The 24,794-nt window shown below is 50.7% G+C and carries 25 protein-coding genes; 8 read left to right on the top strand and 17 right to left on the bottom strand.

Annotated features, from left to right (window positions below; translation table 11 throughout):
- The first annotated feature begins 102 nt into the window (after window positions 1-102).
- Together RDO88_RS05465 and RDO88_RS05460 are read left to right on the top strand one after the other, a co-directional pair.
- Window positions 103-3,351 (top strand): S41 family peptidase, encoded by a 3,249-nt coding sequence (locus tag RDO88_RS05465; RefSeq protein WP_307758412.1) that lies wholly within the window; start codon window positions 103-105, stop codon window positions 3,349-3,351.
- Window positions 3,352-3,361: 10 nt separating this feature from the next.
- Window positions 3,362-4,795, top strand: coding sequence for a family 43 glycosylhydrolase (locus RDO88_RS05460; protein WP_307758411.1), 1,434 nt, complete (start codon window positions 3,362-3,364; stop codon window positions 4,793-4,795).
- 124 nt (window positions 4,796-4,919) lie between these two features.
- On the opposite strand, the gene tyrS is transcribed toward RDO88_RS05460, so the two are convergent.
- The 16 genes from tyrS to RDO88_RS05380 form a co-directional block, all read right to left on the bottom strand.
- Window positions 4,920-6,212, bottom strand: coding sequence for a tyrosine--tRNA ligase (gene tyrS / locus RDO88_RS05455; protein ID WP_307758410.1), 1,293 nt, complete (start codon window positions 6,210-6,212; stop codon window positions 4,920-4,922).
- Between the two features lie 78 nt (window positions 6,213-6,290).
- Window positions 6,291-6,938: a TatD family hydrolase gene (locus tag RDO88_RS05450; protein ID WP_307758409.1), complete on the bottom strand. Its 648-nt coding sequence runs from the start codon at window positions 6,936-6,938 to the stop codon at window positions 6,291-6,293.
- Between the two features lie 14 nt (window positions 6,939-6,952).
- Window positions 6,953-7,177 carry a membrane protein insertion efficiency factor YidD gene (yidD, locus tag RDO88_RS05445; protein WP_374043905.1) on the bottom strand — a complete coding sequence of 75 codons (225 nt, stop codon included), beginning with the start codon at window positions 7,175-7,177 and terminating at the stop codon, window positions 6,953-6,955.
- Entirely contained in the window at window positions 7,174-7,581 is a 408-nt protein-coding gene (gene rnpA / locus RDO88_RS05440) for a ribonuclease P protein component (RefSeq protein WP_307758498.1), read from the bottom strand. Before rnpA ends, yidD begins: the two co-directional genes overlap by 4 nt.
- Window positions 7,578-8,327 carry a uroporphyrinogen-III synthase gene (locus RDO88_RS05435; protein WP_307758408.1) on the bottom strand — a complete coding sequence of 250 codons (750 nt, stop codon included), beginning with the start codon at window positions 8,325-8,327 and terminating at the stop codon, window positions 7,578-7,580. The genes rnpA and RDO88_RS05435 overlap by 4 nt, the downstream gene beginning before the upstream one ends.
- A gap of 4 nt (window positions 8,328-8,331) precedes the next feature.
- A complete protein-coding gene (locus tag RDO88_RS05430) occupies window positions 8,332-9,069 on the bottom strand; it encodes a DUF4271 domain-containing protein (protein ID WP_307758497.1) in 738 nt (245 codons plus the stop codon).
- The gene (locus RDO88_RS05425) at window positions 9,069-9,659 is read right to left on the bottom strand and encodes a TIGR00730 family Rossman fold protein (protein WP_307758407.1); all 591 of its coding nucleotides are present in this window, start codon (window positions 9,657-9,659) and stop codon (window positions 9,069-9,071) included. The genes RDO88_RS05430 and RDO88_RS05425 overlap by 1 nt, the downstream gene beginning before the upstream one ends.
- 137 nt (window positions 9,660-9,796) lie before the next feature.
- Window positions 9,797-11,089: a methionine adenosyltransferase gene (gene metK, locus RDO88_RS05420; protein ID WP_307758406.1), complete on the bottom strand. Its 1,293-nt coding sequence runs from the start codon at window positions 11,087-11,089 to the stop codon at window positions 9,797-9,799.
- A 226-nt stretch (window positions 11,090-11,315) separates the two neighbouring features.
- Entirely contained in the window at window positions 11,316-12,344 is a 1,029-nt protein-coding gene (locus tag RDO88_RS05415; RefSeq protein WP_307758405.1) for an endonuclease/exonuclease/phosphatase family protein, read from the bottom strand.
- Window positions 12,341-12,850: a 2-amino-4-hydroxy-6-hydroxymethyldihydropteridine diphosphokinase gene (folK, locus tag RDO88_RS05410; RefSeq protein WP_307758496.1), complete on the bottom strand. Its 510-nt coding sequence runs from the start codon at window positions 12,848-12,850 to the stop codon at window positions 12,341-12,343. Before folK ends, RDO88_RS05415 begins: the two co-directional genes overlap by 4 nt.
- A 79-nt stretch (window positions 12,851-12,929) precedes the next feature.
- A complete protein-coding gene (queA, locus tag RDO88_RS05405; RefSeq protein ID WP_307758404.1) occupies window positions 12,930-13,988 on the bottom strand; it encodes a tRNA preQ1(34) S-adenosylmethionine ribosyltransferase-isomerase QueA in 1,059 nt (352 codons plus the stop codon).
- Between the two features lie 34 nt (window positions 13,989-14,022).
- Window positions 14,023-14,736, bottom strand: a complete 714-nt coding sequence (gene truB / locus RDO88_RS05400) for a tRNA pseudouridine(55) synthase TruB (protein WP_307758403.1) — start codon at window positions 14,734-14,736, stop codon at window positions 14,023-14,025.
- A 30-nt stretch (window positions 14,737-14,766) separates the two neighbouring features.
- Window positions 14,767-15,567, bottom strand: coding sequence for an undecaprenyl-diphosphate phosphatase (locus tag RDO88_RS05395; protein ID WP_307758402.1), 801 nt, complete (start codon window positions 15,565-15,567; stop codon window positions 14,767-14,769).
- Window positions 15,568-15,590: 23 nt separating this feature from the next.
- On the bottom strand, window positions 15,591-15,854 hold the full coding sequence (locus RDO88_RS05390) for a DUF3098 domain-containing protein (protein ID WP_307758401.1): 264 nt from the start codon (window positions 15,852-15,854) through the stop codon (window positions 15,591-15,593).
- Window positions 15,855-15,892: 38 nt separating this feature from the next.
- Window positions 15,893-16,774, bottom strand: coding sequence for an ABC transporter permease (locus RDO88_RS05385; protein WP_276828653.1), 882 nt, complete (start codon window positions 16,772-16,774; stop codon window positions 15,893-15,895).
- On the bottom strand, window positions 16,771-17,673 hold the full coding sequence (locus RDO88_RS05380; RefSeq protein ID WP_307758400.1) for a methyltransferase domain-containing protein: 903 nt from the start codon (window positions 17,671-17,673) through the stop codon (window positions 16,771-16,773). The genes RDO88_RS05385 and RDO88_RS05380 overlap by 4 nt, the downstream gene beginning before the upstream one ends.
- A gap of 385 nt (window positions 17,674-18,058) precedes the next feature.
- Here RDO88_RS05380 and RDO88_RS05375 point away from each other — a divergent pair, with 385 nt between their 5' ends.
- The 6 genes from RDO88_RS05375 to RDO88_RS05350 all read left to right on the top strand — a co-directional run bounded on the left by RDO88_RS05375 (window position 18,059) and on the right by RDO88_RS05350 (window position 23,958).
- Complete coding sequence (locus RDO88_RS05375) at window positions 18,059-19,801, top strand: hypothetical protein (RefSeq protein ID WP_307758399.1); 1,743 nt, start codon at window positions 18,059-18,061, stop codon at window positions 19,799-19,801.
- Window positions 19,802-19,926: 125 nt separating this feature from the next.
- Window positions 19,927-20,319, top strand: a complete 393-nt coding sequence (locus RDO88_RS05370) for a DUF3244 domain-containing protein (protein ID WP_307758398.1) — start codon at window positions 19,927-19,929, stop codon at window positions 20,317-20,319.
- Between the two features lie 30 nt (window positions 20,320-20,349).
- A complete protein-coding gene (locus RDO88_RS05365; RefSeq protein WP_307758397.1) occupies window positions 20,350-21,420 on the top strand; it encodes a DUF4848 domain-containing protein in 1,071 nt (356 codons plus the stop codon).
- A gap of 60 nt (window positions 21,421-21,480) precedes the next feature.
- Window positions 21,481-22,179: an outer membrane beta-barrel protein gene (locus RDO88_RS05360; RefSeq protein ID WP_307758396.1), complete on the top strand. Its 699-nt coding sequence runs from the start codon at window positions 21,481-21,483 to the stop codon at window positions 22,177-22,179.
- Window positions 22,180-22,456: 277 nt separating this feature from the next.
- Window positions 22,457-22,906, top strand: a complete 450-nt coding sequence (locus RDO88_RS05355) for a DUF3836 domain-containing protein (protein WP_307758395.1) — start codon at window positions 22,457-22,459, stop codon at window positions 22,904-22,906.
- Between the two features lie 98 nt (window positions 22,907-23,004).
- Window positions 23,005-23,958, top strand: coding sequence for an acyltransferase family protein (locus tag RDO88_RS05350; protein ID WP_307758394.1), 954 nt, complete (start codon window positions 23,005-23,007; stop codon window positions 23,956-23,958).
- A gap of 3 nt (window positions 23,959-23,961) precedes the next feature.
- Here RDO88_RS05350 and RDO88_RS05345 read toward each other — a convergent pair whose 3' ends face one another.
- Window positions 23,962-24,645: an MIP family channel protein gene (locus RDO88_RS05345; RefSeq protein WP_072546439.1), complete on the bottom strand. Its 684-nt coding sequence runs from the start codon at window positions 24,643-24,645 to the stop codon at window positions 23,962-23,964.
- Window positions 24,646-24,794 lie beyond the last annotated feature (149 nt).

Below are 24,794 nucleotides of genomic sequence, written 5' to 3'. Positions count from 1 at the left end.
CCTCGGATATAAAATCCGAAAACAGAGTTTTCGTTTTGTACTTCCCTCGGTTTGCACTATCTTTGTCTCATCAGAATAAATACATCAATATCCCTTAAAAAAATGAAGAAACTGACATGTTCCCTGCTGTTGGGCCTCACGGCCGCGGCTTCGGCCTGGGCCGGAACCCCGCTCTGGATGCGCGACGTGCGCATCTCGCCCGACGGCACGCAGATCGCCTTCTGCTACAAGGGCGACCTCTACAAAGTGAATGCACAGGGAGGCGAAGCCGTAAGGCTCACGTCGCAGGCCTCCTACGAATCGTCGCCCGTGTGGTCGCCCGACGGCCGCCAGATAGCCTTTGCCAGCGACCGCGAAGGCAATATGGACGTCTATGTAATGCCGGCCGACGGCGGAAGCGCACGACGCCTCACCTATAACTCGGCCTCCGAAGTGCCCACGGCTTTCTCGCCCGACGGCCAGAAGGTCTATTTCAACGCCGCCCTGCAAGACCCCGCTTCGAGCGCCCTCTTCCCCACCTCGGCCATGACGGAGCTGTATGCCGTGCCCGTCACGGGCGGACGGACGGAGCAAGTACTGGCTACGCCTGCCGAGATGATCTGTTTCCTGAACGACGGTAAGGGGTCCTTCCTCTACCAGGACCGCAAAGGCTTCGAGGACGAATGGCGCAAGCACCACACGTCGTCTGTCACGCGTGATATCTGGCGCTATGATGCTGCTACGGGCCGTCACACCAACCTGACCCATCGCGCTGGCGAGGACCGCAATCCCATCTTGTCGGACAACGGCACGGAGGTTTACTTCCTGAGCGAACGCAACGGAGGTTCGTTCAACGTGTGGCGCATGGGGCTGAACAACCCTCAGGCCGTACTGCCCGTCACCACTTTCAAGACCCACCCCGTACGCTTCCTCTCGCAGGGCAAGGGTACCCTCTGCTATACCTACGACGGCGAGATCTATACGCAGACCGTGGGCGGCAAGCCGCAGAAGGTGAAAATCAGCCTGACGGACGATGACACCGACGCCGTGGCCCGCCTCAGTTTCTCGAGCGGAGCTACCTCGGCCACACCTTCGGCCGACGGCGAGCAGGTGGCCTTCATCGTTCGTGGCGAGGTATTCGTTACCTCGGCCGACTATGCCACCACCAAGCAGATTACCCATACCGCGGCAGCCGAAGCCGACGTCTGCTTTGCCCCCGACGGCCGCACCCTGGCCTATGCCAGCGAGCGCGGAGGCAACTGGCAGCTCTACCTGGCCAAGATAGCCCGCAAGGAAGATCCCAACTTTGCCAACGCCACCCTGATAGACGAGGAAGTGCTGTTGCCCTCCACGACCGTGGAACGTACCATGCCCGCCTTCTCGCCCGACGGCAAGGAGCTGGCCTTCATCGAAGACCGCAACCGACTGATGGTCCTCAACCTTGAGACGAAGAAGGTGCGCCAGATAACCGACGGCTCCACCTGGTACAGCACCGCAGGCGGCTTCACCTACCGCTGGTCGCCCGACGGACGGTGGTTCGCCCTCGAATTCATCGGCAACGGCCACGATCCCTATACCGATATCGGCCTGGTGAGCGCCGACGGCAAGGGACAGATCTTCAACCTGACGGGCAGCGGTTACTTCAGCTCCTCGCCCCGCTGGGTGATGGACGGCAATGCACTCCTTTTCAGCACCGAACGCTACGGTATGCGCAGCCATGCTTCGTGGGGTTCGTTGGAAGACGCCATGCTGGTGTTCCTCAACCAGGACGCCTACGACAAGTACCGCCTGAGCAAGGAGGACTATGAACTTCAGAAGCAGGAGAAGGCCGAAGCCGACAAAGACCAGAAAGACAAGGACGACGACAAGGACAAGAAAGACAAGAAGGACGGCGAAAAGAAAGACGACGTGAAAGCCATCGAGGTAGAGCTGGACGGCATCGAGGACCGCATCGTGCGCCTCACGCCCAACTCCTCGCGCCTGGGCGACGCCATCCTCTCGGCCGACGGCGAAAGCCTCTACTACATGTCGGCCTTTGAAGGGGGCTTCGACCTCTGGAAGATGGACCTGCGCAAGCACGACACCAAGCTGCTGAAGAAGATGGATGCCGGATGGGCTTCGCTCACGCTGGACAAGAAGGGCGACAACCTCTTCATCCTGAGCAGCCGCAGCATGCAGAAGATGAATACCAAGAGCGACAAGCTGGACGCCATCACCTACCGTGCCGAAATGAAGATGGACCTGGCCGAAGAGCGTGCCTATATGTTCGATCATGTCTATAAGCAGGAGAAGAAGCGCTTCTACAACCTGAACATGCACGGCGTGGACTGGGACAAGATGTCGGCCGCTTACCGCAAGTTCCTGCCCCACATCAACAACAACTACGACTTTGCCGAACTGCTGAGCGAATGGCTGGGCGAACTGAACGTGTCGCACACGGGCGGACGCTACTATCCCTCGCTTGCCACCGACGCTACCGCCAGCCTGGGCCTGCTCTACAGCTGGACCGACCGCGGACAGGGTCTGCTGATAGACGAAGTGGTGGAGAAAGGGCCCTTCGATACGGCCCGCTCCAAGGTAAAGGCCGGCGACCGCATCGAGAAGATTGACGGGCAGGCACTGGATGCCAAGACCGACATCAGCCAGCTGCTCAACGGCAAGGCGGGCCGCAAGACGCTCGTCTCCTTCTACAGCCCTGCCACAGGCGAACGTTGGGACGAAGTGGTGAAGCCCATCAGCAGCGGCGCACTGAACGGCCTGCTCTACCAGCGCTGGGTGAAGCAGCGCGCGGCCGACGTGGAGCGCTGGTCGGGCGGACGCCTGGGCTACGTACACATCCAGTCGATGGACGACGGCAGCTTCCGTACCATCTATTCGGACATCCTGGGTAAGTATAACAAGTGCGACGGCATCGTCATCGATACCCGCTTCAACGGTGGCGGACGCCTGCACGAAGACATCGAGGTGCTGTTCAGCGGAGAGAAATACTTCACACAGGTAGTGCGCGGACGCGAAGCCTGCGACATGCCCAGCCGCCGCTGGAACAAGCCCAGCATCATGCTGCAGTGCGAGGCCAACTACTCCAACGCTCACGGCACGCCCTGGGTATACAGCCACCGCAAGCTGGGCAAGCTGGTGGGTGCGCCCGTACCTGGTACCATGACCAGTGTGTCGTGGGAGACGCTGCAGGACCGCTCACTGGTATTCGGTATCCCCGTCATCGGCTACCGTCTGCCCGACGGTTCCTACCTGGAGAACTCGCAGCTGGAGCCCGATATCCTGATACTCAACAGCCCCGAGACCATCGTCAAGGGTGAGGACACGCAGCTCAAGACGGCTGTGGACGAGCTACTGAAGGAAATCGGAAAATGATACATGAACCATGAAAAGAATAAAAGAATCAACACATCCCGGAAGATTGACAGACCTGGCAGTAGTATGGTTTACAACCGTACTACTGACCAGTTGTCAACCGAAACCGGCCATACAATCCACCTTGCCTATTTTGGAAGCTACCACGCCCCAGGCTGCCGGTATGCTCAATCCCATCGCTCCTCCCGGTATTTACATCGCTGACCCGGAGGCACGGCAAATGCCTAACGGGAAAATTTACGTTTACGGATCACGCGACGTACCAGGTACAGCTTGGTGCTCGACGGCCTACCACGTACTTTCGTCCTACGACCTGAAACATTGGGATCTCGATCAGTTTTCCTTCGCTACACAGGGAAAAGGCAAACAGACAGACTATACCGACGACATCTTATATGCCCCCGACTGCATCTATCACAACGGCAAGTATTATCTCTATTATTGCCTTGCCTCCGGAGGTGAAAACGAGGGTGTGGCCGTATCCGAATCACCTTACGGTCCGTTCCGCAACGGACAACCTATCAAAGGAATTACAGGTATTGACCCCTCTGTCTTTATAGACGACGACGGGCAAGCTTACCTCTACTGGGGACAAGGGCATGCCCGTGGAGCCAAACTAAGCAAAGACATGCGTTCCATTGAAGGAGAAGTGCATGACAATCTTCTCACTTATCAGGAACATTACTTTAATGAAGGAAGCTCCGTCCGGAAAATAAACGGTACCTATTACTACGTTTACGGAAGCCACTCGCAACACGGCGAGTCCAACTGTGCCACACTCGACTATGCTACCGGCCCTACACCCTTCGGACCTTTTACATACCGGGGAGTTATTATTGACAATTACGAGAGCAACCGCAATGTAGTCAATAACCACGGATCGCTGTTGGAAGTAGACGGACAATGGTATATCTTCTACCATCGTCCCACACACGACGGTTCCACCATGCGCAAGGTTTGCCTTGAACCCATATTCTTCAATCCCGATGGCAGTATCCGTCAGGCCGAAATGACCACGCAGGGAGCTGGAGGCCCCATCTCTCCATTGCTCCGTATGGATGCCGCCCGCGCCTGCCGGCTGAAAGGGAACATTACCGTTCGCGTATATCGTCCCATACAAGATACTCCAGTGGAATATCTGTCTGATATTCGCAATGGAGACTGTGCCTGGTGGAAATATTATGATTTCGACCGCGTACAAGTAACCCGTTTTCTCTGCAAAACCTGGGGAGAAAATCGGGCAGCCCGTATCGAAGTACGCCTCGACAGCCCCAACGGCCTGCTGTTAGGGACCTGTGAACTTTCTCCTTCCAAAGGGGAGACAGCTTATCGTATCCACTCCATTCCAATAAAACCCGCTTCCGGCCGCCACGCCCTTGTACTGGTGTTTCGGGGTGATCCGGGAGTTGACCTGATGAACCTGGAATGGTTGACGTTCGAATAAGCGACACCTTTCAATATGCAATAACGGATATTTCCCGATTTTATTTCACGTTAAAAGAAAAGACCGACCACATAAATCACACTTTGTGGCCGGTCTTTTCTTTATTATAAAATGATGTATCCGCTTATTTCGCAATGATCAGATAGTAGTTCTTCTTGCCGCGCTGAACCAGCAGGTATTTGTCATCCAGCAGATCGGCAGTCGTGATTACCTGGTCGAAAGCTGTGAGCTTCTCTTTGTTCAGCGAAACGCCACCGCCTTGTACCAGCTTGCGCATCTCGCCCTTCGAAGCGAATACGGCCGCATTTTCGGTAAACAGGTCAACGGCCTTCACGCCGGCAGCCAGTGCGTCGCGCGAAACTTCGAACTGGGGCACGCCTTCGAAGACGGACAGCAGCGTCTGCTCGTCCAGCTTCTTCAAAGCCTCGGACGTACCGCCACCGAAGAGGATGGCCGAAGCCTCGACAGCCGCATTGTAGTCTTCCTCGGAGTGTACCATGATGGTCACTTCCTTGGCCAGACGTTTCTGGAGGACGCGCAAGTGCGGAGCCGCTTCGTGTTCGGCAGTCAATGCCTCCACTTCTTCCTTGCTCAAGGCTGTAAATATCTTGATATAACGCTTGGCATCTTCATCGCTCACGTTCAGCCAGAACTGATAGAACTTGTAGGGAGACGTATAGCGCGGATCGAGCCAGATGTTTCCACTCTCGGTCTTGCCGAACTTGCCACCGTCGGCCTTCGTAATCAGCGGGCAGGTCAGTGCATACACCTCGCCGCCATTGGTACGGCGGATGAGCTCGGCACCGGTCGTGATGTTACCCCACTGGTCGCTACCACCCATCTGGAGTTTGCAGCCCTTGGTCTCATACAGATGGAGGAAGTCATAACCCTGAAGCAGCTGATAAGTGAACTCCGTAAACGAAAGTCCGTCACGGGCTTCACCGTTCAGACGCTTCTTCACGCTGTCCTTCGCCATCATGTAGTTCACAGTAATATGCTTGCCCACCTCACGGGCGAAATCGAGGAACGAATAATCCTTCATCCAGTCGTAGTTGTTCACCAGTTCGGCATGGTTGGGGGCATCGGAATCAAAGTCCAGGAATTTGGCAAGCTGCTTCTTCATGCCTTCCATGTTGTGACGCAATGTCTCTTCGGTCAGCAGATTACGTTCAGCAGACTTACCCGAAGGGTCACCGATCATACCCGTAGCACCACCAATCAAAGCCAACGGCTTATGTCCGCAACGTTGGAAATGACGCAGAATCATCACACTGCACAAGTGGCCGATGTGCAACGAATCGGCAGTTGGGTCAAAACCAATGTAAGCAGTCACTTGTTCTTTGGCCAGCAGTTCTTCCGTGCCCGGCATCATATCGTGGAGCATGCCACGCCATCTTAATTCTTCTACGAAATTCATCGAATGATTGATTGTTTAATGATTTGATTTATAGTTATACCTGCGCAAAAGTACGACCTTTCTTCGAAGAAACAAAACTTAATGTCCAAAAAAGACACTCTGCACGTTGCGGGAAACCGTTTCCACCAATTCATCGCACGTCACACCACGTACGAGGGCCGCCCGTTCGTACAAATCGGAGATAGGGACATCGCTCTCGTCCGTCTCCAGAAACAACCGGTCGGCAGGCATCTGCCGCAAGGCTTCTTCCTGATAACGGACACCGAAAGAGAGGTACAAACCGTGGCGCACAAGGTCGAGAGCCAGCTGCGCCTTGCCGCGAAAGCCGTGAACAATCCAAGGGACACGAGGGTTCAACTCCCGCTTCAAGGCCAACAGTTCCGTCGTAGCCTTCACCAAATGGAGTACCAGCGGCTTGCCTATGGATTCAGCTACATCAGCCTGATAGCGAAGAGCGTCTGTCTGACTATCCCAAGAAACCGATACAAGCTTGTCTAACCCAACCTCGCCTACCGCCAGTACTTGCGGATGACATATCAACGACTCAAAATACATTCTGAATGTTGCTTCCATCCAGTCGTAACTATCCAAATTCCAAGGATGAATGCCTACGGAATACCAACCATCCTCTTGCGGAAAGAAAGCATCGGGCAGACAGCTGACAATAGATTCACCCGGTACGGGTACCAGCCGATGAGTATGGATGTCTATGGGATAAGACTGCATGGGGAGTTGTCTGATTAAGGAACAGGATCGTACCCCGAACCACCCCAAGGATGGCAACGCAGAATGCGTCTGACGGCCAGATACAGTCCTTTGATGGGACCATGTTTCTTCAGTGCCTCGACGGCATATTGCGAACAGGTAGGGGTAAAACGGCAGGAAGGAGGAGTCAGCGGAGAGATGCAACGCTGATAAAAGTAAATGGGAAGCAACAGCAAGTATGTCAGTATCTTTCTGATCATTCGGCAGAAGCAGCCGACTGTCCGGCCGAAACCTTTTCGGCAATACGCGTCAAGGCTATTTTCACTTTTTCAGCAATCAGTGCCGAATCAACCAGCTCGTCAGACAAGTAGATGAAGGCAAGGGCTAAATATAGGTTGTTGGCAGCAAGAGTCTCCAACAGAGGCTGCTTGTTCAAGCGATAGGCCTCGCGAATCTGCCGCTTCACACGATTGCGCTTCACTGCCCGCTTGAAGCGTCGCTTGGACACACTGACCAGCAGAGAAGCCGGCACGTCGAGTTCCTCTACCGGCAGCCACACTACCCGTAAAGGAAAAATAGAGAAGGAACGCGAGCCTCCCGCGAACATCTTCTCTATTATCTTTTTTCGACTCAGCCTCTCGGGCTTACGTAAACGGTTCACTATTCTTTATTGTTCTCCTTGATAAACATGTCGAGGGCAGCAGTCATCGACGGAGCTTTCACAGTAGGAGCCTCAAGGTCGAGACGCAAGCCGGCATCGCGTACAGCCTGTGCCGTTGTCGACCCGAACGTTCCAATCTTGATGTCTTTCTGCTCGAAATTGGGGAAATTCTTCTGCAAAGAAGACACACCGGCAGGACTGAAAAATACCAGCATATCGTAATCGAAAGCTTCGCCCGGCTGGAAATCGTTGCTCACCGTACGATACATCACAGCCTCGCTATGCTGAATCTTGTTCTTGTCGAGTGCATTCTTGATTTCATCGGTATGCACATCCGACATCGGCACCAAATATTTTTCGGTCTTGTGCTTCAGAATGGAAGGCAACAGATCATCGAACTTACCGGTCTGTCCAAAGAAAATCTTACGTTTGCGGTACTGAACATACTTCTGGATATACAGAGCGATAGACTCTGTCACGCAGAAATATTTCATGGTTTCAGGGATAGTCACACGCAACTCCGTACACAAATGGAAGAAGTGATCGATGGCATGACGGGAAGTGAAAATAACAGCGGTGTGATCCAATATTGAGATCTTCTGCTGTCTGAACTCCTTTGCTGTAACACTCTCCACCTTAATGAACGGACGAAAATCTATTTTCACTCCGTATTTTTCAGCTATGTCGTAGTATGGAGACTTTTCGGAAGCCGGTTTCGGCTGCGACACAAGCACTTTTTTAATCTTCAACGTCCTAAAAATTTATTGTTAAATAATCATTTAACTGCGTCAAACCACTGTATAACATCACACAGGGTATGATTTCAAGGGCACAAAAGTATAAAATTAAAAGCAAACCGCCGAACAAATTATGACAAAAAAGCTTTATCCACTTATAAAGTATCAAGATTTTAACCAAACCGAGCAAAACCAAACCAATTATAACAGAAATTTGCAACGGTATATGGAAATATACGATAAACAGGATGGAGAGAAATAATCCAAATCCTAAGTAATATAGCAACGTAGAATAAGACTCCAGCCAAAAAGAGACGGTATTTCTGTTAAAAAAAATCCATCCAAGGCAAGAATAAAGCAACCATTTGACAAACAGATAGAGCACACAACAGCCTACATATCCGCCCAGCACAGGAAGAGAAGAAGAATAACCGCCCAACTCTGATATCAAGCTGCCAGAACAAACAAACAGGAACAGGCCGGAAAGCACGCACGTCTGCAACAACAATAAGAACAGATAACGTAAATCGGTACCGGTGGAAATGGCGAAAATACTGGCCCGTTCACGATGGACAACAAAATCATGGGCCAACTGGAACAGGAATTTATGGCTATGTGACAAGGCATAGGAAGACAAAAGGAAACAACACAGCAAGACCCATGAAACGCAATCGTCGCGCTCCGGAGAATAAGGAAGAGGAATCCCTGCATCTGCCGTTCCTGCCATCCACACCTGTAACCACAAATCCAGCATCATAAGGCAGCAAACTTACGGATAGAGACATCCCACAATGGAGTGGTCCGTACAAGTTCCAACGCTTCCTGAGCCGTACGGGCCACACGCCAGATATCCATGTGGCGGGCACCCATAAAGTGTTCTTCAGCCGCTCGGTTGAACATCTCGAGCAGAGGGTCGTAATATCCCTTTACATTCAGAATGACAATCGGATTCAGGTAAAGCCCCAACTGTTTCCACGTAATCACTTCGAGCAGTTCTTCCAGCGTACCGCACCCACCGGGCAAAGCAATGACAGCATCGCTCAGCGCCGCCATCTTCTGCTTGCGTTCGTGCATGGTATCGACCTCGATCAGTTCGCTCAATCCTGTATGGTGCCAGTTCTGTTCTACCATAAAACGGGGAATGACACCTGTCACCTGCCCTCCAGCCGCCAATGCTGCATCGGAAACAGCGGCCATCAGTCCCATATTCCCGGCACCGTTGACTACACGGATATCATTCCGGGCCAACAGGGTACCCAATTCACGAGCTGTTTCAAAATACACAGAATCGATTTTCGTACTCGACGCACTATAGACACAGACAGCATTAATCTTATTCATCATGATGACACGGATTGGTTTTGTAGGCAAAGGTACATGATTTCAGTCAGAAAAGTATGCTTACAGACAAAAAAACGAGGGTGCGTCAAAAGGATTTCCCCTTCTTTGACACACCCCCGGTAAGAACAAATACTGCCGGATTACAATCCGAAAGCAGCTTTTACCTTATCTACATAATCGAGTTTCTCCCACGTGAAGAGCTCTACCGTAACATCCTTGTTACCTTCGTAACGGCTGCGGAAATGCTTGGTCACAATCTGAGGCTCACGTCCCATGTGTCCGTAAGCTGCCGTTTCCTGATAGATGGGGTTACGCAGTTTCAGACGATCCTCGATGGCTTTGGGGCGGAGGTCGAAGATTTCGTCAATCTTGCGGGCAATCTCACCGTCGCTCATATTCACATGGCTGCGGCCATAGGTGTTGACGTAGATGTTGATGGGGCGAGCCACACCGATGGCATAGCTTACCTGTACCAGAATTTCATCGGCCACACCGGCTGCAACGAGGTTCTTGGCGATGTGGCGGGCAGCGTAGGCAGCCGAACGGTCGACCTTCGAGGGGTCTTTGCCGGAGAAAGCGCCACCACCGTGTGCACCCTTACCGCCATAAGTATCTACAATAATCTTGCGACCTGTCAGACCGGTATCGCCATGAGGGCCTCCGATTACGAACTTACCGGTAGGATTGACGTGGTAAGTGATATCGTCGTTGAACAAAGCGAGAACCTTCGGGGCATGGATAGAAGCGATAACACGGGGCATCAGCACTTCAATCACATCTTTACGGATGATAGCCAGCATCTCTTCATCGGCCTTGAGCTGGGCAGCCTCCGTATCATCGGCCGGCTGGATGAAGTCGTCGTGCTGCGTGGATACTACGATGGTGTCGATGCGCACAGGCATACCGTTGTCGTCGTATTCGATGGTCACCTGACTCTTGGCATCGGGGCGCAGGTAGGTCATCTGCTTGCCTTCGCGACGGATATCGGCCAGCACCTGGAGGATGCGGTGTGCCAAGTCGAGCGAGAGCGGCATGTAGTTTTCGGTCTCGTTGGTGGCATAACCGAACATCATGCCCTGGTCGCCTGCACCCTGTTCCATAGGGTCCTGACGCTCCACACCACGGTTGATGTCGGGACTCTGCTCATGGATGGCGCTCAGTACGCCGCACGAGTTGCTCTCGAACATGTATTCGCCTTTCGTATAGCCAATCTTCTTGATGACTTCACGTGCAATGAGCTGGAGGTCTACGTAAGCCTTGGTTTTCACTTCACCGGCCAACACTACCTGACCAGTCGTAACCAACGTTTCGCAAGCTACCTTGGAGCTGGGGTCGTAGGCCAACAGTTTGTCAAGTACAGCGTCCGATATTTGGTCGGCCACTTTGTCGGGGTGTCCTTCAGACACCGATTCGGATGTAAACAAGTATCCCATTTCAATAACAATTAAGTAATAATTAATAAAACAAAATTTGAATGGGAAAGTTCAGCGAGTAGAAGTACCGGCACGAAGCCGTACTGTTCAGAAAAGTATGTGTTTTAGCATTTTTTTCTGTGGTTGCAAGCTACTCAAATCTTTCCACATGGTTATTTCGGACGCAAAGATAGCTCTTTTTCTTCAAGAAACGATGCTTTGCGCCAAAATTAACGTTGCATCAAGACTATTTCAGCCCGAAAGTCACCAGCAGGCCCTTGTGGTCGGTAGGCCATACGCCCAATGGAAGCAGGAAGCGGTCTTTCGACTCTTCGGGCATACGCTTGCTGTTGACGATGGAGCCACGGGGACCGAAAATGACTGCATCTTTCAGCTCAATGGTCGGATGCGGATGGTAAAACACGTAATCTATGCGGTCGCGTTCATCGGCTTTAGGTGCCCACGTCAGTTTTTCGACGGGGATAAGCGGGTTATCGGCCGGGAAAGTAAAGCCGGGATAGTTGATGACATCGGGATAAAGTTCGCGGTACGTATCGACAAAACCATTGTTGTCCAGAAGCAGAGGAACCGTCCAGGGTACAATCAGGCCGTTATGGTCGAAGAGGTCTTTTGTCTCGCGTGTCCAGTCGAGATGAGAGGGTTCGTTGAAGTCGCCGCCCAATATCACAATAGTTCCTTCGGCAATGTCTTTCTTCGCTTCGGCAATGAAGTTGCGGATGGCATCGTCACGCAAAGAAGCGTCGTTTACCTGCAGCACCTCGCACACCGTCTGCGGAATGGGAATTTCCTTCCAGGTAGAACCATCGTAACCACGTACGTTGTAATAGGCATCGCTCAGGTAATCCAGATGGGCCGTATAGACAGCTATCCGATGGCCGCGGATGGAGCTTACCATCTTGTAAATGCTTCCGTGGTCGTCCTTCAACGGGAAAACGGTCAACGAATCGGTAATGGGATAGCGGCTCAGCAGACCCGAATCGTAACTGAAAAAGGAATAATAAGTTTCACCACGCTGCTTCAACGACTGGACGATACGGTCGCAAAAGCGGGTATTCTTGTAGTTTCTCACTTCACTGAGTGTCACAAAGTCGGGCTTCAGACGAACAATCTCGTCCACAATGGCGTCATAGCCTCCCTTTACCTGCGTACCTTCCTGCCAGATGTTCCATTGCAGCACGGTAAATTCATTTTTCTGTTGTGCCTTCACACACAAAACAGTCCACAAAAGCAGACTGAACAACCATAGTCTTTTCATTTTTCTTTTCGTTTTGACTGGATTGAACGTACCAGTTCGGGAGCTATCTCTCCCAGTGGTTTCATGACAAAATCGCGGAGGTGCATCAACGGATGGGGTAACTTCAACTGAGGAACATCCACCAGAACGTCCCTACCCGATGCGTCCAGACAAGCCAACAAATCGATGTCGATGATACGGTCGTGGTAGACACCGTCCACCGACTTGCCAGTGCGTCCCATTTCGCGTTCGACGGCCTGCGTAACCTCCAATACCTGCAAGGGTTGCAGTGCCGTATCGACCCGACAGGCGGCATTCAGAAAGCCGTTAGCAGAGTCAAAACCCCAGGGGGCTGTTGCATAAAAAGCGGAAAGGGAAACTACTTTTCCTATCCGCTCTTCTATCATCCGAACGGCATCGCGGAGATTCTGCTCCTTGTTGCCGAGGTTGGTACCCAACCCTAAATAGTACACAAATGAAGCAGGAAGAATGAAGGATGAAGTACCTCCTTGCGATGCAGAAGCCATAGGGTTATCTATTTCTTCGCCCGCAAATTCTTTCTCCGAGAATTCCTCATTCTTCATTCTTTCTCTTCATTAAATCAGTTTATTTGTCTGTAATCAGCATGGCGTCGCCATACGTACCGAAACGGTACTCTTCCTTCAGAGCCACGTCGTAGGCATTCATCACCTGCTCGTATCCGCCGAAGGCTGCCACAATCATCAGCAGTGTGGAAAGCGGCATGTGGAAGTTGGACACCATCGCAGTGGCTACCGTGAAGTCATAAGGCGGGAAGATGAACTTGTTTGTCCAGCCGTCGTAGGTCTTCAGATGGCCGTCGGTGCTGACCGTACTCTCGATGGCACGCATCACCGTTGTACCTACGGCACACACCTGCTTGTTCAGGTCCTTGGCACGGTTCACGATATTCACAGCCTCCTGATCTACAATCATCTGCTCGGAGTCGGTCTTGTGCTTCGTCAGGTCTTCCACATCGATTTCGCGGAAATTACCCAAGCCGGCATGCAGGGTGATGTAGGCAAAGTCGATGCCCTTGATTTCCATACGCTTCATCAGCTCGCGGCTGAAGTGCAGGTTGGCCGTAGGAGCCGTCACAGCACCTTCGTGACGGGCAAAGATGGACTGGAAACGCTCGGCATCCTCAGGCTCTACGGGGCGGTTGATGATGCTGTGGGGCAGCGGCGTTTCGCCCAGGGCATAGAGAGCCTTCTTGAACTCGTCGTGCGGGCCGTCGTAGAGGAAACGCAGCGTACGCCCACGCGAAGTGGTGTTGTCGATGACTTCGGCCACCATCGAGTCGTCGTCGCCGAAATAGAGTTTGTTACCGATACGTATCTTGCGGGCAGGGTCAACCAACACGTCCCACAAGCGCAGTTCTTCATTCAGTTCGCGCAACAGGAACACTTCGATGCGGGCACCGGTCTTCTCCTTGTTGCCATAGAGGCGGGCAGGGAAAACCTTGGTGTCGTTGAAGACAAATACATCCTTGTCGTCGAAATACTCCAGTATGTCCTTGAACATCCGATGCTCTATCTCCCCCGTCTTGCGGTGCAACACCATCAGACGCGACTCATCCCTGTACTTGGTGGGATGCAAAGCGATCCTTTCCTCAGGAAGCTTGAATTTGAATTGCGACAGTTTCATATCTTTCCTTTCTTTTATATGTATAGGTTATTTTTTATTGTTCTTCTTCTGTTTCCGTCTCTATCTCCTGTGCGTCGATCCAGTCCTTGAAGTCGAGCGGATTGAGGCAGTCCTCAATACGGACATTCCCCACACGCGTACGCTCCAGGGCCGTCAGATGGGCACCGCTGTCCAGCGCCTCGCCGATGTCGCGGGCCAGGGCACGGATATAGGTACCCTTGCTGCATACCACACGCACCTTTATTTCGGGCAGGTTGCACTCCAGCAGCTCTATCTCGTCGATGACCAGCAGCTTGGGCTTCAGCTCCACGTCCTCGCCCTTGCGTGCCAGATCGTAGGCGCGCTTGCCGTTCACCATGCAGGCCGAGAAGGCAGGGGGCACCTGCTGTATCTCGCCGACAAAACGTTTCAGCGTCTCCTCCACCAGCTCGCGGGTGATGTGCTCCGTGGGATAGACGGCATCTATCTCGTGCTCCAGGTCGTAGGAAGGGGTCGTGGCACCCAGCCGGATGGTGGCGATGTACTCCTTCGTGTGGTACTGGAACTCTTCTATCCGCTTCGTTGCCTTGCCCGTGCACACAATCATGACACCCGTAGCCAAGGGGTCGAGCGTGCCGGCATGACCCACTTTCAACTTCTTCACGCCCAGCCGCCGGCAGATGTGGTAACGCACGTGGCCCACCACCTTGAACGATGTCCAGCCCAACGGCTTGTTCAGGTATAAGACTTCTCCTTTCTTGAAATTCACGTCTCTTTCTTTCTTATCTTATAACAAGTATCATCCGAGCAAGTTCACCACCAGCGTCAGCACGCCGGCAATGGCACAATAGATACCGAAATACACCAACTTGCCCTTCTTCACGATATTGATCATCCACTTGCAGGCCAGGCAGCCCGATACGAACGCGGCCACAAAGCCGACTATCAGCGACAGGGTCGGGATGTCGCCCGCAATAGCCTCGCCCTTCATCAGCTTCATGCCGTCGAGCAACGCCTCTCCCAGGATGGGAGGAATGACCATCAGGAAGGAGAACTGGGCCAGCTTGGCCTTGTCGTCGCCCAGCAGGAGGCCCGTAGCGATGGTGCTGCCCGAACGCGAAAGGCCCGGAAGCACAGCACAAGCCTGTGCCAGGCCGATGATGAAAGCGTCTTTCTTCGAGATTTCGGACTTCTGGCGGGGCTTGTAATAATAGGAGAAGGTGAGCAGGGCAGCCGTCAGCAGCAGGCAGCATCCCACTACCAGCAGGCCCGAGCCGAAAATGGCTTCCACCTCGTCCTTGAAAAACACGCCCACAATGCCGATGGGTATCATCGAGATGATGATGTTGATGACGTAACGGGTCTCGTCGTTCATGCGGAACTTGAACAGGCCCTTGAATATCCAGTCAATCTCCTTCCACAGGATGACCAGTGTACTGAACACCGTGGCCACATGCACCACGATGGTGAAAGCCAGATTTTCCTCTCCCTCAATGCCGAACAGAGCCGAGCCTATGGCCAGATGGCCGCTGCTGCTCACCGGCAAATACTCTGTAAGTCCTTGCAAAAGCCCAAGGACAAGCGCTTCAAACCATTCCATTGTTTCTATCTATCTTGTATTGGTTACTTTATCGGCTTCTCACCGTTTCCATTCTCCTCACCGCTGTCCTTGGGGCGGCGCAACACGCCATAAATCATGAACAGGAAGCCCAGCAGGCACACTACAGGAGCTACCTTGATGCGGCGCGCACTGAAGATATCGGGCTCGAAGTGCGTCGGCGTGGACGAAGGGCCCGTCATCAGCACAAAGCCGATGATGACTACCAGCATACCCACGGCCAGCAGAATGAAATTGGTCTTGTCGAAAGCAAACTTTTTCTTATCCATATCTCTATATTCAATTGTTTTTTATTGTCCAACCTGTGTCAAATCCGATAAAGCGCACCGGCCTTCATGCGCAGATACTTGTTGACCGAAAAGAAGGCGCAGAGCCACGTGATGAGCACGCCGAACGCCAGCACAGCCACCGACACCAGCAGCATGACTTCGGGCGTGATGACCTTGATCAGTTCGGGTTCCTGCTCCACCAGCCAGGTGGCCGCCGCCCACAACAGCCCGTCGGCCAGGCCGGCCGCAAGCACCCCTATCCAGAAGTTGCGGCGCAGGAACGGACGGCGGATGAAACTCCAGCTCGCCCCCACCAGCTTCATGGTGTGTATCAGGAAGCGCTTGGAGTAGATGCTCAGGCGTATCATGTTGTTGATCAGTGCGAAAGATATCATGGTCAGTATCACCGCCAGCCCCAGCAGCAGGAAGCTGATCTTGCGGATGTTGTCGTTCACCGCGTCTACCAGCTCCTTCTGGTAGAGCACGTCCTGTATGTCGGTGTTCTTCCGTATCTGCTTCTCGATTTTGGCGATACTGTCCGCGTTGGCGTAGTCGGACTTCAACTTCACCTCGATGGAGGCCGAGAAGGGGTTGTAACCCAGAAACTCCTGCGGGTCGGTACCCATCGCCTCGGTCTGTTCCTCAAGGGCCTGCTTCTTGGAGATGTATTCGGTGCTCTTCACGAACGGCTCACCGTTCAGGCTCTTCTGCAGGCGCAGGATGTCGCGCTCCTTCATGTCGTCGCTGATGACGATGGAGAAATTGATGTTCTCCTTGACATACACCGACAGGTTGTGGGCGGCCAGCACGAAAAACACCACCATGCCCAGCAACAACAGCACCAGCGTGGTGCTGATGCACGAGGTGACGAACTGCATGTCGAAGAACGACGTCTGGCGGGAGGTATGCTTAGGGTTCATAACTGCTTCTTTCTGAATACGTAAATCATGGAACTGCTGCGGTCCTTGCGCACCAGCGAACTCAGCCAGGCCAGTGTGCCCGTCAGCAGGCCGCGCACGAAGGCACACGAACGGCGCATGTGGCGCTCGGTAAGCATCGACACATAGAAGGCATCGAACGGCATCGGATAGCGGGCCGAGAGGATGAAACCGTGCTTCGAGGCCAGCTGCTGCATGGTGGCGGGCGTGAAGTGCCACAGGTGGCGGGGCACGTCGTAGGCGGCCCAGTAGGCCCCATACTTGCGGGCGTCGTAGGACGAACAGTTGGGCACGGCCACGATGAGCACACCCTTGTCAGTGAGCAGGCGGCGCAGCGTCTTCCACGTCTCGTTCAGGTGCTCCAGATGCTCCATCACGTGCCACAGGGTAATGACGTCGAAACTGCCGTCGGCATAGGCGCCCAGCTCCGTGTCGGGGCGCACCTGCAGGCCGAAGTGAGCGAGGGCAAACTCACGCGCGGCGGCATTCTTCTCCACCGCCTCTACCTGCCAACCCAGCTGCTGCATGGTGTCGGCAAAGTAACCCGTCCCCGTCCCGATGTCCAGCAGACGGCCTTCCTTGCGGTGCGACTCCCCCATCACCAGCCGTGCCTTCCGCTTCAGCATGTAGCGGCGCACACGATGATACAGGCGGTTCATCAGCCCCTTGCGGGTATCCGAATGCGAGATGTAGTCGGGCGTCTCGTAGTAGCGTCCTATCTCCGCCTCCACGGGGAAGTCTTGCGTGAACAGGAAACCGCAGTCGGCACAACGGCACAGGTGAAACGCCTCGCCCGTGGCATAATGGTCCACGCAGGTCAGCGTCCGCTCCAGATGGGTTCCGCCACACAACGGACAGGTTTTTATAGTGAGTGTATTCATCGACAAATCCGGCCTAAGGCGGCGCATCCACGAACAGCCGGGACACAGCACACCTAAATTTGGTGCAAAATAACAAATAAAAAGTGATTTACAGGCCGTCCGTTAAGGAGATTTAAGACATGCGCGCGTACGGGAAAAACTTTTTCCCACCGCCCCGTCGCAAGGAAAGCATTGTTTTCTTCTCCCAAAAGCATTGCTTTCTTTGCCCCAAAACATAGCTTCTTTTGAGGGAAAACATGGTTTGTTCTAAGGGGAAACATAGGCACATCCAGGAAAGGTGAACCTTCGAGGGAAAAAGGAAATTCAAGACTTTCATTTTTATTAACGCGTTCTGTCTCGCTTAATACTTAACTTTGTAATCCATAAATGATAAAAACGCTTCAGCATGAGATTTACTTTCTGCCTCATCCTTTGGGTAGGCCTCTCCTTATTCACCGCCTGCCGACAATCCGACTGCCCTCCCCTGCTGGCAACCGCCGACTCGTTGTACAATACCCGCCCCGATAGTGCCATTACATGGTTAGAGTCAATACAAGACAGCATCACCTCCGCCTCCGAACCCATACAAATGTACTACCTGTTGCTCCGCATCAAGGCACACGACAAGGCTTATCTCCGTCATACCTCAGACAGCCTTATCCTGTCTCTTGTAAAATACTATCAACACAACAACCGCCAGCGGCTTCCCGAAACGCTTTACTATGCCGGACGGATTTATAGTGACTTGAAAGACGCACCACGGGCACTGGAGTATTATCAGAAAGCCATCGATATACTGAAAAAGGAAAATAGCCAGGACTGGAATCTGTTGAGCAGACTTTATAGTCAGGTAGGAAAACTATATCTCTATCAAGAAATACCTGTCTATGCATATAAAGCCTATAAACAATCACTTCAATACAATTCATTTCAAAAGGACCATATAGGAATCATCTACAATTTACGAGACATTGCCCGAAGTTTTACTATCAGACAACAATTAGACAGTGCCATTTATTATTATAAAAAAGCCGATGATATGGCTCAATTTATCCACAATCCGCAAATACGATTCAGCATTAACGGAGAATTAGCTGCATATTATACAGAAACGGGTAAATATAAAGAAGCCTATCAAGCCTTAAAGATAAGTTTACAAGGTAAAACAACATCTGCAATATACAGAAACCTTGCTGATTATTTCTATAAAATAGGGAAGAAAGACTCTGCAATCCTCTATTACAATCGTCTGCTGGCTACCCCGAACTATTATAACAAAGCCCGGGCATTTAAAATTTTAGGAAAGATAGCACAACAAGAAAAGCAATACGATAAAGCTTGTCACTACTTTGACAAATATCATCAGTACATGGACAGTCTGCAACAAATGAAACAGACAGAAGTTATTCACAAGATGAACTCACTATACAACTACCAACTATATAAAAAAGAAAATGAAGGATTGAAAATTAAGAATATCAAGCAAAGAGAAACCCTATTTCATCTTATAACGCTCACATTAGTGATAATTACACTCCTCACTATTTTATGGCAACGCCAAAAAAGAAAGTCGAAAGAAAAAATCATACAGCAAAAACGCCTCAAAAAAATGGCAATAGAAAAATATAAAATCAGCCAAAAACAAATCGAATCCAATAAAAAGGAAATCGAAAAACTTACACTATTGTTAGAAAAGGCTGAATCATCAAACAACATATTACAACAAAACTTAATAATAGCCCAAAAAGACTTGATAGAAAAAACCAATATCCAAATTGAAGCGACATTGAAAGTAAAGCAAGAAGCTGAGATAAATTTATTAGATTCATTGGTTTATAAAAAATTTCATCAAATTGGGAACAATCAAGAATCATACAAAATAACCAATCAAGATTGGAAAGACCTACAAAATATCATTGATGAGACATACACAGCATTCACAACACGAATCTATGATTTGTACATCCTCTCAGAAAAAGAATTTCGAGTATGTCTCCTTACCAAAATAGGAATTACCCCTACACAAATGGCAGACATTTTATGTTGTTCAAAGCAAGCTATCACTTCCATTCGGAAACGATTATATGCTAAAATCTTCAAACAGAAAGGAAGTACAGAAGAATGGGATAATTTCATAAAAAACTTCTGATTTACAAACGTATATAATCCATTCACTTCGTCTAAAGAATTACTATTTCAAATTTGCGTACTATTTGCGTACTGATTTCCTTTAAAGTTATTCTGTAATGCATTTACTTTGCAAAAAAAGGACATATGAGACGTATATTTTTTACATTAATGGTAATTATTGTATCAACATCAACAATCAATGCTTGGGAAACTAAAGAAATAAACATTGATTTATCTCGAAAAAAGATTGAAAATGTAGATCCTGGACAATGGGATGATGCAGATGAACGATCACAATCTATAACAATTAAAGCGACTTATAATAATGAAAGTTTTTACATTTATTCTTTATCAATCATGGAAGAAACTCAGATAAAGATAAAAAATAAAAATAATATCATACTATATTCTATAATAACAACATTAGAAAGTAACCATAAAAATCATTTTCCCATGATAGTATCACAAAAAGGGCAGTACAGGTTAGAAATAGAACATAAAGGTATTTGTTATTATGGCGATTTCGAAATCCAATAATAAATTCAACAAATTAAAAATGTAAAAGAAATGAAGAGATTATTTTCAATGGCTATTATAAGCCTTATGGTATTTTCATGCCAACAAGAAGAACTAAACATGCCTGCAATCAACCAAACAAATAACGAAGGCATTCAACTAGTAGAAATAGTAAACGGTTCACAAATAATAGAAGTACAAGCAAAGACACGTACTTCTACAAAAGAATCAGAACTGGCACTTCAGTTCCCTTCAAAAGCTATTTATCGGGCTTTTCTGGAAAAATTAAAGTATAAAACTCACGAAGAAAGAATAAGCTACATTCAATCTTTGGGCCTGACATCACTACAGGATATTGCAGAAATTGCTGACGAAGAACTGGATGCTATTTGGGAAAGTACCAGTGATGCTGATTTCATGAATATTTATCAAGATTATAAGAAAAAGTATGAAGGTATCTTGATTGCCAATCCCTATGATTCTACCGACTGTTCACTTTATGTACCTAGTGGAGATGAAATGGCAACCTATGTATCCAACTCTCGAAGTAATATAGTTATCGGAAATGAAATTATCAAACTCAATCTGAAACAGGATCTATCACCGTCCGACAAACTCGTATTCGCTCCACGGGATGTCCTACCCAATGGAGACACTAACGAATTCGGTTTTCAGGAAATAAAAGACGGGAAATACAAAAGTACAGTTGCAATCACTATCATGCCCAGTTCTGGTGTACATTTTCATGTAGGATACCAGAAAAAGAAAGCTTTGTGGTGGAAAAGAGACAACAGAACTACGTATATGAAGATTGGAGGGGACAATCTTTATTATACCTATAAAGGTGCTTATGATCAATTGATAAGTGGAAAAGTTAATATAGACATGTTTGTGTATTCAAGCAGAGGGATAGTAGATGAATACATAGGAGGTGTAGATCCGGGAATGACAGGTATCAAGGGTAACATTCAACTGTGGACAGATTTAATGGTCGAACCCGAATCTAAAATATACAGATTTCCTGTAGTAGATGGGAAAATGGCAGATAATACCAGCCATCCAATTCTAAAAAATGAAAAAGCCTACAATAGAGACTTTAGCCTGGTGCTTATACGTAATTAAGAAAAAAAACCTATATTTTAATTCACATATTTAACCAATTCTTCAACTTATTATATTAAGATGAAACAGCTTATTGTATTAATCATTGGCATATTCTGCTTCCAGCAAGCAGCCTATGCCCAATTCAAAGTAGACGTAGAAGCCGGTATGAACCTCTCACACTTCAAAAGCAGTCAGGATACCGACAAAAAACAAATCGGAGGCATGAAAGCCGGATTTCAGCTTGGAGCAACCGTCAGTTATGAATTCAAAAAGCACTGGATGCTGATGTCGGGGCTGTCCTTCGCACAGACCCGAAACACAATGAACCTGACCGACGGAACCACCTTCGGGTATTATTTCCCCAAAACAGACATCGAGTTGAATCACTTCATCATCCCGCTGAAAGTAGGCTACAACATCCGGTTCAACGAACGATTCCATCTGATACCCTCCGTCGGCTGGTATGGTTCCATTGACTTCAATGCAGGAAGCTCTGCATTGGAAATTTTCCATCCAGACGGTAACGGGCGAATACATACCCATTGGAAACCTATGGACGGATTTAGTTATGAACCACCCATAGATACACCTTATCCGTATATAGCCACATTGGCTCCATTCCGCAACTGGACTTATGGGTACATGGGCGGACTGAAAGCCGTCATCTGTCAGCACTACACCGTCAGTTTGGACTATTACGAATCCATCAAGAAAGGGCAGAAACAAAATGACCTGAGAAACTATGGACTGCAACTGTCTGTGGGCTACCAATTCTGAATCCGCTCTCCTGCAACAAAATTGCTTTGAATAAAGACAAGCGCCGCCCCGAAGTGTCCGCCAAAAGCGGACACTTGTCCGATATCGGACACGGACGGCGGCATAACAGATGCTGATTTTCAGCCGTTTATAGTTTTGGCACGACGTTTGAATATCTATCGGCGGATGGACGCCCCAGAAAAAGAAGCCCCGACGGTGCAACTTTTCCTCCGGCAGACAACGTCCAACCGATAGAAATGAAACTGATAACAAGAACCCTTTAAAACAGAACAGCATTATGAAAACTATGAACGTATTCAAAGCATTGGCATTCGCCGCAATCTCATTGGTCAGCATCCTCAGCTCCGAAGTAAAGGCACAAGACAACTTCATCACCAACGAAGAAGTGAAGAACAACCTCGTCGTGTCACGAACCATCTACAAACAGGACGGCAATTACCTGCACAACCACCTGCACTACGAGTTTGCCTACGACAACCAGAACCGCCTCGTCAGCAAGACGGCCACCAAATGGGACGGCGCAACAGACAAGTGGACACCCTACTTCCAGATGACCTACCGCTACGAAGCCGGCGAAGTGGTGATGAGTTACGCCCGCTGGAGCGAATCGGACCGGAGTTATACCAAAGACGTAAAGCAGACGGTCTATGAGCTGAACGAAAACAACATCCCCGTGGCCTGCCGCCAGCAGGCAGAAGCTCCGGCCCTGATGGCCGACCGCCGCTGAACGGCCGACGACGACTGTTAAACTCCCTGCATCGTTTCCGAGGAGCGGCAAAATGGTGTACTTTTGCATCCTGATAAATCCTTAGAACCCGCACCCACATGAAGAAAACGGCTCCGTTCCTCGGAAACGAACGCACCCCGTCCGGCAGAATGGACGAGATAGACTACCTGAAATGCGTCTGCATCCTGCTGATGGTGGTCTTCCACCTGGCCTACATCGGCGACAAGTATCCCTACGCCAAGCAGGTGGTCTACACCTTCCACATGCCTGTCTTCCTGCTCATCTCGGGCTATCTGACGCACATCGGCAAACCTGCTAGGGAATTCCTGCGGAAATATCTGTGGATTTTCATCCCCTATGCCGTGATGGAGATGGGCTATGCGGTGGCTTCCAGCCTGTTGCCCGTTCGCCAGGGGCTGGAGGAACTGAACCTGCCCGCCGTGGTCGAGGCGCTCTTCGTCTCGCCCGTGGGTCCTTACTGGTACCTGCACACGCTGATGCTCTGCGCCCTGCTCTACTACGTCGTCTTCCGCCTGGTGCGGGGACAGACGTTTACCCGCTTCATCCTCCTCGGGCTCGGCTTCTATGGGCTGGCACGTCTGCACCTGCTGGCCTTCGAGAACGCCGCCTACTTCCTGGGCGGGTGCATACTGGCGCAAAGCGGCGTACTGCTGAACCGCTTCTTCCGCCCGTCGTTATGGGCCGCCGTGCCGCTCGTCCTACTGTGTGCCGTGCCCGAAAACCTGTCGCGCGGCACGCTGGCCGGAGTCCTCATCACCTATCTGGCCGCCTGCCTGCTGCTCCGCTTCTACCCCCTGCTGACGCCCCGTCTCCGCCAAGGCAGCCTGTACATCGGACGCCACACGCTGGCCATCCTGCTCTTTTCGCCCATTTTCACCATGCTGGCCAAGGGCTACCTGCCCCTGCTGGCCTTCGACCCTACGGGCATGCTGTTCCTGACGACAGCCACCGCCCTTGCTGTGGGCGGCAGCCTCGCCATCGAACAAGCTATTTACCGGTTGGGGCTTTCGCGCTATTTCTTCGGGAAATAAAGACTACTTGCGGCCTGCCGCAAAGAACTTCCACACCAGCGCACTGCACGCAGCACCCACAAACGGAGCCACGATGAAGAGCCACAGCTGCGAAAGTGCCTGTCCGCCTTCGAGCAAAGCGGGACCGATGCTTCGGGCCGGATTGACCGACGTGCCTGTAATGGGAATGCAGACGATGTGGATGAGCACCAGCGTCAAGCCAATGGCCAAGCCGGCCAGATTGCCCGCACCGCCCTTTTCGTCGGTCGAGCCAAGCACTACCAGTACAAAGATAAAGGTAAACACGGCTTCGGCAATGAATGCCTGCCCCGTCTCGCCCGGATCGAACGTATTGGAGCCGGTGGTCGTAGGTCCGTCGAATCCGCCCGACGACACCAGCAACGCCAGTATGAACGAACCGATAAGGGCGCCCACTACCTGAAAAATCATGTACATCGAAGCATCCCGGCTGCTCATGCGTCCCGACATCCACACTCCCAGCGTAATGGCAGGATTGATGTGGCATCCCGAAATACTTCCAATCGTATAGGCCATGGCCACTACAGACAAGCCGAAAGCCAGGGCTACTCCCAAAGTTCCTACTCCGGCACCCACGGTGTCGGCTGCATTACCTGCGAATACGGCGCTGCCGCATCCCATCAAGACAAGCACCATCGTGCCTATCATCTCTGCCAGATACTTCCTCATACACTTCGATTTTAAGGGTTAGACATATCTTTCCAAGAATAAATCCCTTAAATATAAGCATTTTCCTGATAAACAGATTCAGGCGGGATACACTTTAACATTCCGCATTTTCCGATTTGTAATGAATTATAACCAGGCAAGAGAAATAA

This window comes from uncultured Mediterranea sp., assembly GCF_902493215.1.
Taxonomy (GTDB): domain Bacteria; phylum Bacteroidota; class Bacteroidia; order Bacteroidales; family Bacteroidaceae; genus Bacteroides.
Note: the sequence above shows the minus strand (reverse complement) of the source record. Positions and strands in the feature narration are given on the sequence as shown.

What these genes read in the sequence shown, in the direction of transcription:
- RDO88_RS05465 (WP_307758412.1), top strand. Translation starts at nt 103, where the DNA reads ATGAAGAAACTGACATGTTCCCTGCTGTTGGGCCTCACGGCCGCGGCT.
- RDO88_RS05460 (WP_307758411.1), top strand. Translation starts at nt 3,362, where the DNA reads ATGAAAAGAATAAAAGAATCAACACATCCCGGAAGATTGACAGACCTG.
- tyrS (WP_307758410.1), bottom strand. Translation starts at nt 6,212, where the DNA reads ATGAATTTCGTAGAAGAATTAAGATGGCGTGGCATGCTCCACGATATG.
- RDO88_RS05450 (WP_307758409.1), bottom strand. Translation starts at nt 6,938, where the DNA reads ATGCAGTCTTATCCCATAGACATCCATACTCATCGGCTGGTACCCGTA.
- yidD (WP_374043905.1), bottom strand. Translation starts at nt 7,177, where the DNA reads ATGATCAGAAAGATACTGACATACTTGCTGTTGCTTCCCATTTACTTT.
- RDO88_RS05430 (WP_307758497.1), bottom strand. Translation starts at nt 9,069, where the DNA reads ATGCTGGATTTGTGGTTACAGGTGTGGATGGCAGGAACGGCAGATGCA.
- RDO88_RS05425 (WP_307758407.1), bottom strand. Translation starts at nt 9,659, where the DNA reads ATGATGAATAAGATTAATGCTGTCTGTGTCTATAGTGCGTCGAGTACG.
- metK (WP_307758406.1), bottom strand. Translation starts at nt 11,089, where the DNA reads ATGGGATACTTGTTTACATCCGAATCGGTGTCTGAAGGACACCCCGAC.
- RDO88_RS05415 (WP_307758405.1), bottom strand. Translation starts at nt 12,344, where the DNA reads ATGAAAAGACTATGGTTGTTCAGTCTGCTTTTGTGGACTGTTTTGTGT.
- folK (WP_307758496.1), bottom strand. Translation starts at nt 12,850, where the DNA reads ATGGCTTCTGCATCGCAAGGAGGTACTTCATCCTTCATTCTTCCTGCT.
- queA (WP_307758404.1), bottom strand. Translation starts at nt 13,988, where the DNA reads ATGAAACTGTCGCAATTCAAATTCAAGCTTCCTGAGGAAAGGATCGCT.
- RDO88_RS05395 (WP_307758402.1), bottom strand. Translation starts at nt 15,567, where the DNA reads ATGGAATGGTTTGAAGCGCTTGTCCTTGGGCTTTTGCAAGGACTTACA.
- RDO88_RS05390 (WP_307758401.1), bottom strand. Translation starts at nt 15,854, where the DNA reads ATGGATAAGAAAAAGTTTGCTTTCGACAAGACCAATTTCATTCTGCTG.
- RDO88_RS05385 (WP_276828653.1), bottom strand. Translation starts at nt 16,774, where the DNA reads ATGAACCCTAAGCATACCTCCCGCCAGACGTCGTTCTTCGACATGCAG.
- RDO88_RS05380 (WP_307758400.1), bottom strand. Translation starts at nt 17,673, where the DNA reads ATGAATACACTCACTATAAAAACCTGTCCGTTGTGTGGCGGAACCCAT.
- RDO88_RS05375 (WP_307758399.1), top strand. Translation starts at nt 18,059, where the DNA reads ATGAGATTTACTTTCTGCCTCATCCTTTGGGTAGGCCTCTCCTTATTC.
- RDO88_RS05370 (WP_307758398.1), top strand. Translation starts at nt 19,927, where the DNA reads ATGAGACGTATATTTTTTACATTAATGGTAATTATTGTATCAACATCA.
- RDO88_RS05365 (WP_307758397.1), top strand. Translation starts at nt 20,350, where the DNA reads ATGAAGAGATTATTTTCAATGGCTATTATAAGCCTTATGGTATTTTCA.
- RDO88_RS05360 (WP_307758396.1), top strand. Translation starts at nt 21,481, where the DNA reads ATGAAACAGCTTATTGTATTAATCATTGGCATATTCTGCTTCCAGCAA.
- RDO88_RS05355 (WP_307758395.1), top strand. Translation starts at nt 22,457, where the DNA reads ATGAAAACTATGAACGTATTCAAAGCATTGGCATTCGCCGCAATCTCA.
- RDO88_RS05350 (WP_307758394.1), top strand. Translation starts at nt 23,005, where the DNA reads ATGAAGAAAACGGCTCCGTTCCTCGGAAACGAACGCACCCCGTCCGGC.
- RDO88_RS05345 (WP_072546439.1), bottom strand. Translation starts at nt 24,645, where the DNA reads ATGAGGAAGTATCTGGCAGAGATGATAGGCACGATGGTGCTTGTCTTG.